Source organism: Vreelandella halophila (assembly GCF_019903425.1).
Lineage (GTDB): Bacteria > Pseudomonadota > Gammaproteobacteria > Pseudomonadales > Oleiphilaceae > Halospina > Halospina halophila.
This window is the reverse complement of sequence record NZ_JACHUZ010000011.1, coordinates 336,563-351,320: the sequence shown is the minus strand read 5'-3', so window position 1 is coordinate 351,320 and position 14,758 is coordinate 336,563. Positions and strand designations below refer to the sequence as shown.

The 14,758-nt window shown below is 63.4% G+C and carries 14 protein-coding genes; 3 read left to right on the top strand and 11 right to left on the bottom strand.

The features are described 5' to 3' along the window. Positions 1 to 22 precede the first annotated feature (22 nt). From H4I92_RS01910 to H4I92_RS01890, 5 genes are all read right to left on the bottom strand, one after another. Positions 23 to 271, bottom strand: coding sequence for a DUF1315 family protein (locus tag H4I92_RS01910; protein ID WP_077528954.1), 249 nt, complete (start codon positions 269 to 271; stop codon positions 23 to 25). Then, positions 268 to 1,143, bottom strand: a complete 876-nt coding sequence (locus tag H4I92_RS01905; protein WP_077528953.1) for a rhomboid family intramembrane serine protease — start codon at positions 1,141 to 1,143, stop codon at positions 268 to 270. Before H4I92_RS01905 ends, H4I92_RS01910 begins: the two co-directional genes overlap by 4 nt. After that, positions 1,140 to 2,108, bottom strand: coding sequence for a metallophosphoesterase (locus H4I92_RS01900; protein WP_077528952.1), 969 nt, complete (start codon positions 2,106 to 2,108; stop codon positions 1,140 to 1,142). The genes H4I92_RS01905 and H4I92_RS01900 overlap by 4 nt, the downstream gene beginning before the upstream one ends. Positions 2,109 to 2,119: 11 nt before the next feature. Continuing rightward, the gene (locus tag H4I92_RS01895) at positions 2,120 to 3,004 is read right to left on the bottom strand and encodes an NAD(+) kinase (RefSeq protein WP_077528951.1); all 885 of its coding nucleotides are present in this window, start codon (positions 3,002 to 3,004) and stop codon (positions 2,120 to 2,122) included. An 81-nt stretch (positions 3,005 to 3,085) separates the two neighbouring features. Beyond that, positions 3,086 to 5,131, bottom strand: a complete 2,046-nt coding sequence (locus tag H4I92_RS01890; protein ID WP_077528950.1) for an NADPH-dependent 2,4-dienoyl-CoA reductase — start codon at positions 5,129 to 5,131, stop codon at positions 3,086 to 3,088. A 95-nt stretch (positions 5,132 to 5,226) separates the two neighbouring features. Here H4I92_RS01890 and H4I92_RS01885 point away from each other — a divergent pair, with 95 nt between their 5' ends. Beyond that, positions 5,227 to 6,270: an AraC family transcriptional regulator gene (locus tag H4I92_RS01885; protein WP_179105591.1), complete on the top strand. Its 1,044-nt coding sequence runs from the start codon at positions 5,227 to 5,229 to the stop codon at positions 6,268 to 6,270. A gap of 1 nt (position 6,271) precedes the next feature. On the opposite strand, the gene H4I92_RS01880 is transcribed toward H4I92_RS01885, so the two are convergent. Both H4I92_RS01880 and H4I92_RS01875 read right to left on the bottom strand, forming a co-directional pair. Further along, positions 6,272 to 6,421: a hypothetical protein gene (locus H4I92_RS01880; RefSeq protein ID WP_179105590.1), complete on the bottom strand. Its 150-nt coding sequence runs from the start codon at positions 6,419 to 6,421 to the stop codon at positions 6,272 to 6,274. 26 nt (positions 6,422 to 6,447) lie between these two features. Next, positions 6,448 to 7,479, bottom strand: a complete 1,032-nt coding sequence (locus tag H4I92_RS01875; protein WP_077528948.1) for an AraC family transcriptional regulator — start codon at positions 7,477 to 7,479, stop codon at positions 6,448 to 6,450. 174 nt (positions 7,480 to 7,653) lie between these two features. On the opposite strand from H4I92_RS01875, the gene H4I92_RS16775 reads away from it, so the two are divergent. Then, positions 7,654 to 8,532 (top strand): MaoC family dehydratase, encoded by an 879-nt coding sequence (locus tag H4I92_RS16775; RefSeq protein WP_077528947.1) that lies wholly within the window; start codon positions 7,654 to 7,656, stop codon positions 8,530 to 8,532. A 5-nt stretch (positions 8,533 to 8,537) separates the two neighbouring features. Here the strand turns inward: H4I92_RS16775 and H4I92_RS01865 are convergent, their stop codons facing one another. Genes H4I92_RS01865 through H4I92_RS01855 form a run of 3 tightly spaced genes read right to left on the bottom strand, consistent with a single transcriptional unit; the run spans position 8,538 to position 11,581 of the window. Beyond that, the gene (locus H4I92_RS01865) at positions 8,538 to 10,103 is read right to left on the bottom strand and encodes an ATP-binding response regulator (RefSeq protein ID WP_077528946.1); all 1,566 of its coding nucleotides are present in this window, start codon (positions 10,101 to 10,103) and stop codon (positions 8,538 to 8,540) included. Next, on the bottom strand, positions 10,100 to 10,723 hold the full coding sequence (gene fixJ, locus H4I92_RS01860) for a response regulator FixJ (RefSeq protein WP_077528945.1): 624 nt from the start codon (positions 10,721 to 10,723) through the stop codon (positions 10,100 to 10,102). Before fixJ ends, H4I92_RS01865 begins: the two co-directional genes overlap by 4 nt. Before the next feature lie 12 nt (positions 10,724 to 10,735). Continuing rightward, the gene (locus H4I92_RS01855) at positions 10,736 to 11,581 is read right to left on the bottom strand and encodes a M23 family metallopeptidase (protein ID WP_245800829.1); all 846 of its coding nucleotides are present in this window, start codon (positions 11,579 to 11,581) and stop codon (positions 10,736 to 10,738) included. Positions 11,582 to 11,665: 84 nt separating this feature from the next. Here H4I92_RS01855 and H4I92_RS01850 point away from each other — a divergent pair, with 84 nt between their 5' ends. Beyond that, positions 11,666 to 12,244 (top strand): alpha-ketoglutarate-dependent dioxygenase AlkB family protein, encoded by a 579-nt coding sequence (locus tag H4I92_RS01850; protein ID WP_245800828.1) that lies wholly within the window; start codon positions 11,666 to 11,668, stop codon positions 12,242 to 12,244. On the opposite strand, the gene H4I92_RS01845 is transcribed toward H4I92_RS01850, so the two are convergent. Further along, positions 12,210 to 14,588 (bottom strand): Lon protease family protein, encoded by a 2,379-nt coding sequence (locus H4I92_RS01845; protein ID WP_077528943.1) that lies wholly within the window; start codon positions 14,586 to 14,588, stop codon positions 12,210 to 12,212. The two genes, H4I92_RS01850 and H4I92_RS01845, sit on opposite strands and share 35 nt — an antisense overlap. Positions 14,589 to 14,758: the final 170 nt, after the last annotated feature.

Here is a 14,758-nt window from a genome sequence, read left to right as displayed (position 1 = left end):
GTTCTGTCGCTGCAGCGCGGAATCAGTGGCGGGTATCGTGAACCTGCACACCGCCATCGCCCTTGCCGGAATCCGGCCGCTCGATGGTGCCGGTCCGCTCCTCCTCGGGAATGCCGTGCTCGTTCTCGTACCAGATGATGGCTTCCATGCAGATGCGCTTCTGTTCCTCGCTAAGGGGCGTGCCGTCAGGCCACTTCCCCAGTTGCAGGGATTCGCGCAGGCGTTGATAGATGCGCGGGTCGAGCTGTCGGATCAACTCTTCATAGGTCATCGTCTTCTCCTCATATCATTCGCCGACCGCACCAGGCCATAGCCCAGGCCACTGAGCAGCCCGCCCAGATGGGCCGCATTCGCCATGCTGGCTCCCAGCAGGGCCTCGGTCAGCGGTGTAAAACCGATCAGCAGCCACACGACGGCCACTGTCATCAATGCCGGAGGGAACTGGAACTGGGGTCGCCACTGGTTACGCAGCCAGACGTAACCCAATACGCCGTAAACGACACCGGAAAGGCCACCGAACAGCGGCCCTGACATAAGGAACTGGGGAATATTGCCGCCCAGGGAGGTCACCAGTACCAGCGCCACCATATGGCGCCGGCCATCCAGCGCCTCAATCTGGCTGCCGAGGAACCAGAGCATCACCCCATTGAAGATCAGGTGCATCAGGCTGAAATGCAGAAGGTCCGGGGTCAGAAGACGCCAGAGCTGCAGGTTACCAAGGGTCCCGGCGAGGGCCTGGATTCGCTGGTCAAAACTGCCTACTGGCCATTCATAGGGGTTAACAATGGTCAGCAGTACCATCAGCTGTTCCCGGCCACCGAATGCGGTCATCCAGGCGATCAGGGCGGCGGCCACGATCAGGGCAAAAGTGAACGGGGCATCCTTGGGGCCCGCCTGCCAGTGACCCGCCACCACCCGACGCTGGCGTGGCTGGCTGAACCCTTCCGGGGCTCCGGTATGCCGGGGATCGTCCAGGTAGCGCGACAGTGCTTCCGTGACCGGCTGGCGGAGCTGCTCCCCCTCGATGAACAGCACCTGGTGACCCTCGTCGTGCTCAATCACGTGGGTCACGCCCTGGGAATCCAGCCAGCGGCTGAACGGCTGCAGATCGACCCGTTCCGGGATGGCCGCAATCCGGATCATGTGTCCTGCTCCGAACGGTTCACTTCCACCCAGACGAAATGATCCGGGTCCAGGTACGCCTCGTCATCCAGGCGATAGGCCACCATGCGCCCGTACTTGACCGCGCTGTAGTCAAGGCAGGCCACATTGGGAGTGATGGGTTCGGGAACCCCCTCAAGCCAGTAGTGGCCGACGAAAACCGGGGGCTCAGCCTCGTCGTAGCTGAGCAGTCGCTCCGAATCCTCCGGGTCCAGTGGCTTCTCCGCCACATCCCTGGGCAGTGGGTCCGGCTGGAACACGATATCGCCATAGGTTTCCGCCTCTCCGGCCCAGAACTTGGTCCGGAAAAACTGACGCTGGAAGCCATCACGGCCAGTCATGATCCGATCATCCGGCAGCTTCATGGCCGTCCCCCTCAGCAGCCGGTCCATCACCCGGCCGGCAAAGGAATGCGGCGCCATGGAGGCGTGCAGAAAGTCCTCGTTGATGCAGCCATCGGGGTGCATCTGTTCGAACTGGCGGATCAGGTGCTCGTCCCAGCAGGCGTGGACCACCCGGAAGCCATCCCGTTCCAGGAACAGCGGCAGCTCATAGAACCAGTCCAGGAAATCGTGCCACTCGTTGTCGTAGTGCTCGAACTGCTCAAGCGTCGCCCGGATCAGGCGGTTATGCCGCTCGTTGTGCTCCCGCACATGCCGGCGCCCGCTGCCGGGGCGCGCCAGGGTGCAGTAGCCCAGCGCATTGTATTCATGGTTGCCCATCACGATCAGCGCGGAGCCACGATCCACCATGTCCCGCACCAGGTGCAGGGCCTCGCGGATACGTGGGCCCCGATCAATGATGTCCCCCAGGAAGACGGCCATGCGCGAAGGGTGCTCGTAAACACCCTGCCGTTTGCGGTAACCCATCTGCTCCAGCAGCCGCTCCAGCGTCAGCGCACAGCCATGGATATCGCCGATGATGTCGTAGCCCTGCGAGCGCTTCATGAGTGCCCCATTCAGCTTGCCGCAATGGTGCTGGCCCAGCCCAGCTTCTCGCGGCAGGTCGCGTAGAAGTTGTGATCGCTGGGGTGGATCAGGTTCAGGCGGAAGGGACGCTTGGCGATGGAGATGGCATCACCGGGCCCGCAGGAGAGCTCCTTCTGGCCATCGCAGCTGACCTGGGGCCAGGACTCGTTCGCCTCGTCGATGATCAGCTTGATCTCGCTGTTGCCGTCCACGACGATCGGCCGACTGCTCAGGGTATGCGGAAACATCGGCACCAGGACGATGGCATCCAGCTTCGGATGCATGATGGGCCCGCCTCCGGACAGCGCGTAGGCCGTGGATCCCGTGGGCGTTGAGACGATCAGACCGTCGGAGCGCTGGCTGTAGACGAACTGCCCCTCGATGTAGAGGTCGAAACCGATCATGCGGGTGGAGCGCCCCGGATGCAGCACCACATCATTGAGTGCCGTGCCGAAACCGGTGGGCTCGCCGTTGCGCTTGATCTCGGTGTCGAGCATGAAGCGCCGCTCCTGGATATAATCCCCTTCCAGGACGGCGTTCAGCCGGGTTTCGAGCTCATCCGGGGAGATATCGGTGAGAAAGCCAAGCCGCCCGCGGTTGACCCCGAGGATGGGAATGCTCGACTTGGCCAGATCCCGCACGGCGCCCAGAAGGCTGCCGTCACCACCCACCACGATGGCAAGATCGCAGATCTCGCCAATCAGCTTCTTGCTGGCCACCTGCAGGCCGTGCCCGGGCAGCATAGAGGCGGTGTCGGCCTCAAGCACCACCTGGTAATCGTTCTCGATGAGGTAGGCCTTGAGCCGACGCAGTGTCTCGACAACCTTGACACTGCCCATACGTCCGATCACGCCGATGTTCTTGAAGGTCTCCATGAACCGCCTTAATCCGCCGGTAGCCCGTGGGTAACAGATCCACAGTCTACCGGATCACGGCCGACCACGGGAATCACCGATTCAAAGCGCCGCTGCCACTCGGCTGCCCTGATCAATGGCGCGCTTGGCGTCAAGCTCGGCGGCCACATCCGCGCCGCCGATCAGGGTCACCGTCTCGCCGGCGTTCTCAAGATCCGCCTGCAGCTCGCGCAGCGGCTCCTGCCCGGTACAGACGATGATGTTGTCCACCGCCAGCACCTGGGGTTCGCCATTGATGCTCACATGCAGCCCCTCGTCATCGATATGGTGATACTCAACGCCCGGGATCATGCGCACATTGCGCATTTTCAGCGAGCTCCGGTGGATCCAGCCCGTGGTCTTGCCCAGGCCCTTACCGGGCTTGGAGGTCTTGCGCTGGAGCAATGCGACCTCGCGCGGCGGCTGGGGCGGGTTCGGCTGCAGGCCTTCCACGCCACCCGGGGTCTCGACGCTGACATCAACGCCCCACTCCTTCATGAAGTGGTCCGGGTCCAGCGAGGGCGAAGGGCCCTCATGGGTGAGGAACTCGGACACATCGAAACCGATACCGCCGGCACCCATGACCGCCACACGGCGACCTACCTGTGCCTCCTTCTTCAGCACATCGATGTAGCCCAGCACGGAGGGATGATCGATCCCCGGAATCTCCGGCGTGCGCGGGTAGACGCCCGTCGCCATCAGGATCTCGTCGTAGCCCTGCCCGGCCAGCGTTTCCTTCGTCGCCCTGGTGTTCAGGTGCAGGTTCACCCCGTACTTCTCAATCATGCGCCGGTAGTAGCGCAGCGTCTCGTGGAACTCTTCCTTGCCCGGGATCTTCTTGGCCATGTTGAACTGCCCGCCGATCTCTCCGGCGGAATCAAACAGGTCCACCTGATGACCACGCTCGGCCGCCACAGTGGCAGCCGCCAGGCCCGCGGGACCGGCGCCGACGACCGCGATGCGCCTTGCCTGAGTGGCCGGCTCATAGACCAGCTCCGTCTCATGGCAGGCGCGCGGGTTCACCAGGCAGGACGTGAGCTTGCCCTGGAAGGTATGGTCCAGGCAGGCCTGGTTACAGGCGATGCAAGTGTTGATTTCATCCGCCCGGTTGTCCGCCGCCTTGGCGATCAGGTCCGCGTCCGCCAGGAAGGGCCGCGCCATGGAGACCATGTCCGCATCCCCCTCGGCGATCACTTTCTCGGCCAGATCCGGCATGTTGATCCGGTTGGTGGTCACCAGCGGGATGCTCACCTCGCCCTTGAGCCGCGCCGTGACCTTGCTGAAGGCCCCGCGCGGCACCATGGTGGCGATGGTCGGGACGCGCGATTCGTGCCAGCCGATGCCGGAGTTGATGATGTTGGCGCCGGCCTTTTCCACTTCCTTCGCCAGCTGCACCACCTCTTCCCAAGTGCTGCCCTCGTCCACCAGATCGATCATGGAGAGCCGATAGATGATGATGAAGTCCTCGCCCACGGCCTCACGCACCCGGCGGATGATCTCCAGCGGCAGCCGGATGCGGTTCTCGAAGGAGCCGCCCCACTTGTCCGTGCGGTGGTTGGTGCGCCGGGCGATGAACTGGTTGATGAAGTAACCCTCGGAACCCATGATCTCGACGCCGTCGTAGCCAGCCTCACGGGCGAGGCGGGCACAGTTGGCGTAGTCGTCGATCTGTTTCTCAACCTCGTCGGTTTCCAGCGCGCGCGGCGTGAAGGGATTGATCGGCGCCTGGATGGCGGACGGCGCCACTAGATCCGGAGAGTAGGCATAGCGACCGGTGTGCAGGATCTGCATGCAGATCTTGCCTCCGGCCTGGTGTACGTGATCCGTCACAATGCGGTGCTCCCGGGCTTCCTCCTCGGTATCCATCTTGGCAGCGCCCTTCATGACCGCCCCTTCCGGGTTCGGTCCGATACCGCCGGTGACGATGAGCCCCACACTGCGCGCCCGTTCCGCGTAGAACGCCCCCAGGCGCTCGAAGCCATTGGGCGCCTCCTCCAGACCGGTATGCATGGAGCCCATCAGGGCACGGTTGCGGAGCTGGGTGAAGCCCAGGTCCAGTGGCTGCATGAGATGGGGGTAAGCGTTGCTGTCGGATGGATTCCGGGTCATGGCGATCTCCTTGTTCTGAATGCCAACAAGTTACCCGCCTGGCTTGGGTGCTACAATACGGTCACCTTGGTTTGAATTATTTCCGGATTGGTTTTATGGTCAGTAGCCGCCCCAATCGGCTGGGCGATATCAGCGTCAACCATGTTGCTGTCATGGCCCGCACCCTGCGAAGTCGCGGCCACGACCCGGGGCCATGGCTGGCGCGTTACCGGGTTTCCCGCCGGCTTTTGAATACGCCTGGCGCACGCATCAGTATTCCCCGATTCATGCGCATGGGCCATGCCGCCATCCAGATGACCGGGGACACGGCCCTGGGGCTCGATTTCGGGCGCCATACCCGCATGACGGATCTGGGGCTGGCCGGCATGGCGGCCGCCAGTGCGCCCTCACTGGGGGAGGCCCTGGAGACCCTGGTGCGCTATGAACGGCTGATGAGCACGAACAGCCGTGGCCAGTCACACACCACCCGCACCGCTGATGGCGGGCTCCATGCGGTGTTCTACTCCATCAGTCCCTATAACCGCTACAACTGCTTTGTGGTGGATTCAATCCTGGCCGGATGGGTCGCGCTGCTGCGGGAACTCGGTGGGCCGGACATGGTTCCCTCAGCGGTCACCATTGAATACGCCGGGCCGACCGACAGCCTGCCCCATACCCAATGGTTCCAGTGCCCGGTGCAGTTTGACGCACCGCAGAACCGTATTGAGCTGCCCCCGGACACCGCCGCACAGCGCAACCGGCTGGCCCAGCAGGCCCTCCATCAGGAGCTGTGTCAGCACTGCGACACGGAACGCCAGAGACTGATCTGGGGGCAGAGCACCATCGAAAGGGTCCGCGAGGCCATCGCCCGGCGTATGGGCTCAACGCCGCCCAGCATGCACGCTGTGGCGCTGGCGCTGGGTACCACGGAATGGGGGCTGAGGCGGGCTCTGGAACAGGAAGGCATGACCTACCGCTCCCTGCTCGACCGTACCCGACGAGAGCTGGCCGAGGACTATGTGCGCGGCACGCCGCTGTCGTTCTCGGACATCGCATCACTGGTCGGGTTCGCGAACCCGAGCGCCTTCCACGGGGCATTCCGGCGGTGGTACGGGTGCAGCCCAGGGCGGTACCGGCGCCGGTACGGAATGGCCCGCTGAGTCAGAGGTCGATGCCGTCGTCGCATTCGGCATCCTCCCCTTCCTCGTCCTGCAGGCTGAGTTCCAGCAGTTCCTCCTCGTATTCGCGCATGGCCGCCTCCCGGTCACTGTTCAGTTTCCCGGTCAGTATGCCGGCGGGAGGTGACGACATTGTGACAGCTCCCGCAAAAGAGAGGCTCAGCTGGCCATTTCCTCATCGTGCTCCGCGGAGCGGCGCCGGTACTCAATCGGGGTCATGCCGGACCAGCGCTTGAACGCACGGTAGAAGGTACTGGGCTCGGAGAAGCCGGTGAGATAGACAATCTCGTCAATGGACTCGTCCGTGGCGGCGAGAAGCCGGCACGCCAGCCGATAACGGAACTGGGAAACCACCTGGTTGAAGGACGTGTTGGCCTCGGTCAGGCGTGTACGCAGGGTGCGTGGTTTCATGTTGAGACGGCTGGCCACCGCGTCCAGGGTGACCTCTCCCGAGTCCAGCTGTTCGGCTACAAGCCGCTCAACATCCCCGACAATATCCTGCTTCTCAAGCTCGGCGACCTGCTCGCTGGCAAAACGCTCATGCAGTGCCAGAAGCCCCGGCTCGTGGTGTGGCGAGGGGTGCTCAAGCAGGCTCGGCGGGAAGTACAGCCGCGTCTGGCCCTGTCCGAAGCTCACCGGGCAGCCCAGGATCTCGGCCACCCTCTCCTGGCCCTGGGTGCGCTCGTGCTCGAAATGAACGGCGGTGGGCCGGAACTCCCCGTCGGTGACCGAATCAAAGAACGTCAGCACCCCCTGGACAAAGCACTCCGAGAAATGCCCGATGCGTCGGATCTCCTCGGCGGCGGCGTTGAGCACCAGGTAGCAGTCCTCGCCCCCGCCCTCGTGGAGCTCCAGGTCCGCGGCGTCGGTGAGCAGACGCTGGTAGTTCTTGGCCCGTCTCAGCCCATCACCGAAAGTGGGGCTGGACAGGAACAGGTATTCCAGAACCTGCCCCTTGTAGGTGGGCACATGCAGACCCAGGTGCAGGCCAATATCCGGATCCCCGGTGACATCCTCCACCACCTGCCAGAACAGTACCTGGGCCGCGTGCGGCGTCCTCAGGTTTTCCCGCTGGAGGTAATTCTCGTCCACCCCCAGGCGACGGAATATGGTGTCGGTATCGACTCCGGCCCGCTGCATCGCCTGGTAAACCAGACGAAACAGGACCCCTGAATCCCTCTGTTCCTGCATACTGTCGTTTCCCGGCCTGTTGTTGTTTTGACCTGAGTGCCGTGCAGCGCCGGACATTGCGCAATTGACGCTGTCACAGCCCGTGTGCATTCTTCGTGGCATCATACAGGGCGGTTGGCCCAAATGACATCCACCTGTGACTCAACTCTCAGTCTAGACACAAACCGGACGCTTATGAACCAGACAGCCCATTACCGTTTCAGCGGCCCCGCGCTGCTGCCCATGTACGGCAAAGCCCTGTTGGCCAGCAGCAAGGGTGGCCGCCACTGCGCAGCCGACATACCCGAGCTCAGTGCCGACATTGAGGGGGTGCGCACCGACACCGCTGAGCTGCGCCGTTACCGCGAGGTCTGTGGCTTCATGACCAGCAGCCTGTGCCCGATCACCTGGCCGCACATTCTGGCCTTTCCGCTGCACATCCGGCTGATGACCGATGCCGCCTTCCCCCTGCCCCTGATGGGGCTGGTGCACATCGGCAACCGCATCGAACAACAGCGGGCGATACGCCAGGGAGAGACCCTCGAGCTCCAGGCGCGGATCGCCAACGCCACGGACACCGATCGCGGCCTCGAGTTCGACATCCTGACAGAAGCCAGTTCTTCCGGGCATGTCATCTGGAAGGAATACAGCACCCTGCTCTACCGCCAGCCTACCGAGAGCGGCGGAAAAAGCGGCAAAAAACAGACTCCCGAAGCGCCTCAGATGCTTTCCGGGCAGGCAACGGTCCAGGCTCCCGGCAATATCGGTTACCGTTACGGTCGGGTCTCCGGGGATATGAACCCGATCCACCTGCACCCGCTTTCGGCTAAGGCGTTCGGCTTCCCGCGCAATATTGCCCACGGCATGTGGAGCAAGGCGCACTGCCTGGCACTGATGGAAAAGGCGGATGGGCCACTGGAGGCGGTTACGGTGGACACCCAGTTCAAGAAGCCGTTCTTCATTCCCGGAACCGGTATCCTCACCTGGGAGCGCAACCGCAGCGAAACACCGTTCCGCCTTCTGAACAGGGACGCCTCCGCGCCCCATCTGGAAGGAAGCCTCAGCCGGGGCTGAGGGGGTCAGTCGGGCTCGGGCACGGCGCCGTCCGCCAGCGGCAGGGAGAACCAGAAGACGGTGCCCCCGCCCTCACGGCGCTCGAACCCGATCTCACCGTTCTGGCCGGTGATCAGGCTCCGGCACAGCGACAGCCCGATCCCCATACCCTCATCCTTGTTGGAATAGAAGGGCTGGAAGAGGCGCTCCTCCGCGTCTTCCGGCAGCCCGCAGCCGCGGTCCGCCACGCGCACACACACCCTGTCTTCCAGTGCTTCCGCGCTGACTTCAACCGGCTCTTCACTGCCACAGTTGCGCGAGGCTTCAAGCGCGTTGCGGATCAGGTTAAGCACCACCTGCTGCACCTGCACGGGATCAGCAACCGCGTAAGGCAGGTGCTGCGGAATCGACAGGCTGACCTCAACCGCATTGTTGCGTGAATCCACCTCGGCGAACTCGCGACTCTCCGCCAACAGCCGGGCCACATCCACGGTCTCCTTGCCGGTGGCGGGCTGGTGCACGAACTGGCGGATGCGGCGGATAACCTCACTGGCGCGATGGGACTGGGCCGTGATCTTGTCCAGCACCTCCGACAGCGCGTCCTGATCCAGGGTATCCTTTTCCATCATGCGCGAGACCAGGCTGACGTAATTGGCGATGGCAGTCAGCGGCTGGTTCACCTCGTGAGCCACGCCAGCGGCCATCTCGCCCATCACGGACAGGCGCGAGGCATGGGCCAGCTGCTCGCGCTGTTCCGCAACCAGGTCCCGGGTCTCCTCCAGTGCCCGCTCCTGGGCCAGTTCCTCGGTGATGTCCCGGAATACCAGCACGCTGCCGGTCAGCTCATTGTTCTCAAACCGTGGCGCCGCCCGGTATTCCGCCTGGAAAGTGGTGCCGTCAGCGCGGGTCATGGTCACGCCCCGGCGCAGTACCGCCGCGCCGTCCCGGCACAGCACGCGCCCGGCATGGGAGGGGTCCTCACCGGAGTCGTGCGAAAAATGCAGATCCCCTATACGCCGCCCCACCAGCGCCTCCTGCTCCGCCCCTGCGATCTCGGCCGCCGCCGGATTGGCAAAGGTGATCACTCCCTCGGGGTCGAGCCCGTAGATGCCCTCGAAGATGGCGTTGAGCAGACTGGCCTGTTCGCTTTCAAGCTGGCGATTGCGCGCCTGCATGACGCGTTCGAGCTGGATGACCCGGATCTGGGTATCCACCCGTGCCATGACCTCCTGGGCCTGGAAGGGTTTGGCGATGTAGTCGGCACCGCCCATGTTGAAGCCCCGGACCTTGGCGTCAATGTCATTGAGGGCGGACAGGAAGATGATGGCGCTCAGGGCCGTATCGGTGTCCGCGCGCAGGTGCTGGCACACCTCGAAGCCATCCATGCCCGGCATCATGATATCCAGCAGGATGACCTCCGGATGGTGCCGGCGAGCCAGCTGCAGGGCCTTCTCGCCGTCATTGGCGATCAGCAGCTGGTAGCCCTTGTCCCTCAGGGTTTCGTACAGCACCTTGAGGTTCTGGGGATTGTCGTCCACCAGCAGGACACACGCCTGCTCCGGATCGGTGGGCGTCTCGCTGACCGTGCTCATTCCGGGTCCCCGTCCCGCACGCTCATCACCATGCGCACCAGCTGGGCCAGTGAGTGGGTCCCCATCTTGTGCATCACACGGGAGCGGTGGATCTCCACGGTGCGCTGGCTGATATCGAGTTCGATCGCAATCACCTTGTTGGCCTGGCCGGCGACCATACGGTCCATGATCTCGCGCTCACGGGGCGTGAGCTGGGCCAGCTGCTCCTCGATCATCCGCTTTTCCTCGCGGCCCTGGTGCTGTTCCGCATCCGTGGCCAGGGCGCCGCGGATCTTCTCCAGAAGTTGATCCTCACGGTAGGGCTTCTCGATGAAGTCAACGGCGCCCTTGCGCATCGCTTCAACGGCCAGGGGCACATCACCATGGCCGGTTACGAAGATGATCGGCAGATGGGAGCCACGCTCAATAAGCGCCTCCTGGAGCTCCATGCCATCCATCTCGGGCATGCGGATGTCCAGCACGATGCAGCCCTGCATACCGGCGTGCCAGTCCTCCAGAAAACGGGTGGCGCGCTCGTATCCCTCAACCGCCAGCCCTTCCGAGCGCAGCAGCATGGACAGGGAATCCCGGACCGCCTCGTCATCTTCTACGATGTAGACCGTCTGCTGGGTCTCCGCCATTGGCATACTCCTTTACTGATTACTGTCGCCCGCACCGGGCATGGTGGTGGCACCATCAACCAGTGGCGGCGCCACCGTCATCGGATCCACCCGTTCCTGCTGCCAGTTCATGCGCCAGTCCAGGTGCGGACCGGTGGCACGGCCGGAGGCACCCACTTCTCCCAGGGTCTCGCCCTGGGCAACCTCATCACCCTCATTCACATGGATCTCGCTGAGATGCAGGAAGGTGGAGGAAACCCCGTAACCATGATCCAGGATCAGGGTCCCCCCCGAGAAATACAGATCCGGCTCCACCAGAACCACACGCCCGCCTGCCGGCGCCGCCACGGGCCGCCCTGTTTCCGCGGCTATATCAATACCGTAATGGGGCTGACGGGGCTCGCCGTTGTAGAAGCGCTGACTGCCATACACACCGGTGACGGTTCCCGCCACAGGCCAGATCCAGGAGCCGGTAAAGTCGTCGCGCCGCGACTGGTCCCTGCGGGCCGCGCTAACCCGCCGCGCTTCCGCCCGGATCCGCTCCAGGGCATCCTCGTCGGGCGTCACGGTCTCCTGGGGAACGCCCTCAACCCGCTGGATGTCGTAGTCCCGCTTTTCCAGTTCGATGGTGCGACTGCTGCGCTCACCATCGGGCCCGATCACCACCAGTTCATGGCTCAATTCCGCATCACGCCCGAAACCGATGGCAAAGCGGCCGGCGTCCGTGGTCGCCACGGCATCACCGTTGAGACGGACCTCGCTGCCAGGCTCCACGCTGCCCCTGAGCAGGGTCCCCCGGGATCTGGGCCCTTCCAGCTCGAGTGCCATGCCGGAAAGGGGGAGAAAGACAAGGCAGAACAGCCAAAGAAGGCGCGACACGCGGAACCTCCGGGTTTGAGAGCGGACAGACGCCCGTTATTGTTAGCGAACCTGATGAACAACTGCAACCGCGGAGCCGTGCCGGTGTACGAACTGCCCCCCTTCCAGCTGCCCTTCCATCACCCCTTTCTGGCGCCCGAAGAGGCGGATGAACTGCTGGCGCTGCTGCTTGAGCGCATTCCCTGGAAGCAGGACCGGATCACCCTTTTCGGCCGCGAGCACCTGATCCCCAGGGAACAGTGCTGGATCGCCGAGGACGGCCTGACCTACCGCTACTCGGGCCAGACGATGGAACCGGCCCAGTGGCCGGACTGGCTCAGGCCGCTCGCGCGGCAGGTCAGTGACATCGCCGGTGAGCATTTCAACAGTGTCCTCGCCAACCGTTATCGCGACGGCAGTGACAGCATGGGCTGGCATAGTGACGACGAACCCGAGCTCGGGCCCACCCCTGTAATCGCCTCACTCAGCCTGGGCGGGACCCGGCGCTTCCGCTTCCGTCACCGGGTGGATCACGGCCGTACCCTGGGCATCGATCTGCCCCACAACAGCCTCCTGGTGATGCCGGCAGGCGTGCAGTCCCACTGGCAGCACGCCCTGCCAAAGACCCGGAAACCGGTGTCGCCGCGGGTCAATCTGACTTTTCGTCGTCTTGTCGACGCCTGAGGTCGGCAAGCCGCTGCTCAATGCGGCCATAGAGGCTGTCAGCCGGATAATGGCCATTGGAATCCGGCTGGCCAACCGGGAGCCCCAGCATCAGCTCCAGCACTTCCTCAACCCGTGACACCGCGTACACCCGGAAGCCGCTGGATTTGACGGCATCCCGCACGCGCGTGGCCAGCATCAGGTTCTGCACGTTCGACGCCGGCAGGATCACGGCCTTGTCATGCGCATCGCCCCGGGCCACACAGGCATCCAGGAAGCCTTCGACTTTCTCGTTGAGCCCCCCGACAGGCTGCACGTCCCCATGCTGGTTGACCGACCCCGTAACCGCCATATCCTGGCGCACCGGCTGCTCCGCCAGGGCCGACACGATGGCACAGAGTTCGCCGAGTGAGGCGCTGTCACCGTCGATCTCGGCGTAGGACTGCTCGAAGGTGAGGGTCGCGGTCAGCGGCATGGGCTGTTCCCGGGCAAAGTGCGATGACAGCCATGCGGAAAGGATCATCACGCCCTTGGAATGGATGGAGCCACTGAGCTTCACATCCCGTTCGATATGGATCACATCCCCGTCGCCGTACTGACAGGTTGCGCTGATCCGGTTGGGCAACCCGAATTCGTAGCCTCCGGTGGAGAGTACGGAAAGTCCGTTAACCTGCCCTACGGCACGGCCGCTGAACGACAGCAGCATGGATCCGTCAGCAAAGCCCTGCAGGAACTCATCCCGGATGCGGCCGCTGCGGTAGTCCGCGCTGACCAGCGCCGTGTCCACATGCTCGGGATCAATGCCGTCCTTGCCACCGCTCCGGGCATGGAAATCCGCCTCACGCAGCACATTGGCGATGTCCACCGCGTGCAGCGACAGCCGGTTCTGGTGCTCCGACAGCCGGGAACTGTATTCAATCACCCGTGCCACTGCCTGTTTACTGCACGGCAGAAGCCCCTTGTCCTGGCACAGACTGGCGATGAACTTGGCGTAGAGCATCTGGCTCTCGGTGGTGCGCGGCATCTCATTCTCGAAATCCGCCGTCACCCGGAACAGCTCCGCGAATTCGGGATCATACTCCTGGAGCAACAGCCAGGTTTCACGATCCCCGAAAAGCACCAGCTTGACGTCCAGCGGCACCGCTTCCGGTTCCAGTGAGATGGTGCCGGAGAGGGTAAGCTCGCGCTCCAGGGAATGGATGCTGATTTCCCGGGAACGGATGGCGCGCTTGAGCGCATCCCAAACGAAGCCCTGCTCCAGCACCTTGGTGGCGTCCATGAGCAGGTAGCCGCCATTGGCCCGGTGCAGGCTGCCTGGGCGGATCAGCGAAAAATCCGTGTAGACGGTGCCCTTGTAGGTGACGGTCTCTATGAACCCGAACAGGTTGTGGTAGGTCGGATTGTCCTCCACCACCACCGGCACGGACTCATCCTGGCGTGATACGAGCAGGTTGATGCGATAGCGCCGGGGCAGGCGCTGTTCCATGGAGGCATAGGCAAAGGCGGCCTTGTCTTCGCTGTCCTCCAGGAAAATGTCGAGATTGTTCGCGATGTCTTTCTTCATGGCCCGGAAATGCTCGGGTACGCCTTCATAGTCACTGTAGCGCTCGGACAGCTCATCAATCAGGTGGGCCCCGACGTGCTCGACCGTTTCCTCATTCAGCTTCTGCTGCTGCTCGGCGTGCTCCTCCTCCCATTCCGCGATCTGGCGCATCACACGCCGAAGCTTTTTCTCAAGCTCACGGATGGTTTCCTCGAACGCGCGCTTCTCGTCCTCGGAAAGGGCGCTGAAGGACTCATTGGTATGCGGTTCACTGCCGTTGAGGGCCGTCAGCCGATAGCCACCCGGCGTGCTCATGGACAGGTCCACGCCCTGCTCCCGCGCCTCGCGTGCCAGAGCATTGAGCGCCTCTTCCTGACGCGCCGCATAGCTCTGCTTGAGATCCTCATAGCGGCTCTGGAAGGTGTCGCTGTCAAAGGCCTGGGGAATGACCTTGACCAGACGCGACACCAGACGGTCCACGTCATGGCGCAGACGTTCACCGACGCCAGCCGGCAGCTTCAGGACTCTGGGATTACGCGGATCGTCATAATTCGCCACGTAGCACCAGTCGCTGGCCGGTGCATGGGCTTCATCCCGGTGTGCCAGGTAACGCAGCATCATGGTGCGCTTACCCAGTCCGGAGCGGCCCAGCGCGTAGACGTTGTAGCCATTGTGGGGCATGGCAAGGGCGAATCGTACCGCCTCCCGGGCACGGTCCTGGCCGACGATCTCATTCAGTGGCTCCAGGGCATCCGTGTTGCGGAACGGCAGGTCCTTCAGGACACAGGTCCTGTACAGCTGTTTCTGGGGAAGTGGCTTCAACTCAGTCAATCCGTCATCTGTGGGGAACGGTCAGAGATCGCACTTTACAGGCCTCAACAGGATTCACAAAGTACCCCATGCTGAGTGCCTTCCGGTCTGCCATCCGGTCCCTTTAATGTGACCTGCGTCACAGGCCACCCGGACCCCGGTTTGACTCGGTCACCGATTGA

Coding starts and splice junctions, on each gene's coding strand:
- fixJ (WP_077528945.1), bottom strand. CDS start 10,723: ATGGCGGAGACCCAGCAGACGGTCTACATCGTAGAAGATGACGAGGCG.
- H4I92_RS01875 (WP_077528948.1), bottom strand. CDS start 7,479: ATGCAGGAACAGAGGGATTCAGGGGTCCTGTTTCGTCTGGTTTACCAG.
- H4I92_RS01895 (WP_077528951.1), bottom strand. CDS start 3,004: ATGGAGACCTTCAAGAACATCGGCGTGATCGGACGTATGGGCAGTGTC.
- H4I92_RS01910 (WP_077528954.1), bottom strand. CDS start 271: ATGACCTATGAAGAGTTGATCCGACAGCTCGACCCGCGCATCTATCAA.
- H4I92_RS01890 (WP_077528950.1), bottom strand. CDS start 5,131: ATGACCCGGAATCCATCCGACAGCAACGCTTACCCCCATCTCATGCAG.
- H4I92_RS01865 (WP_077528946.1), bottom strand. CDS start 10,103: ATGAGCACGGTCAGCGAGACGCCCACCGATCCGGAGCAGGCGTGTGTC.
- H4I92_RS16775 (WP_077528947.1), top strand. CDS start 7,654: ATGAACCAGACAGCCCATTACCGTTTCAGCGGCCCCGCGCTGCTGCCC.
- H4I92_RS01880 (WP_179105590.1), bottom strand. CDS start 6,421: ATGTCGTCACCTCCCGCCGGCATACTGACCGGGAAACTGAACAGTGAC.
- H4I92_RS01900 (WP_077528952.1), bottom strand. CDS start 2,108: ATGAAGCGCTCGCAGGGCTACGACATCATCGGCGATATCCATGGCTGT.
- H4I92_RS01905 (WP_077528953.1), bottom strand. CDS start 1,143: ATGATCCGGATTGCGGCCATCCCGGAACGGGTCGATCTGCAGCCGTTC.
- H4I92_RS01885 (WP_179105591.1), top strand. CDS start 5,227: ATGGTCAGTAGCCGCCCCAATCGGCTGGGCGATATCAGCGTCAACCAT.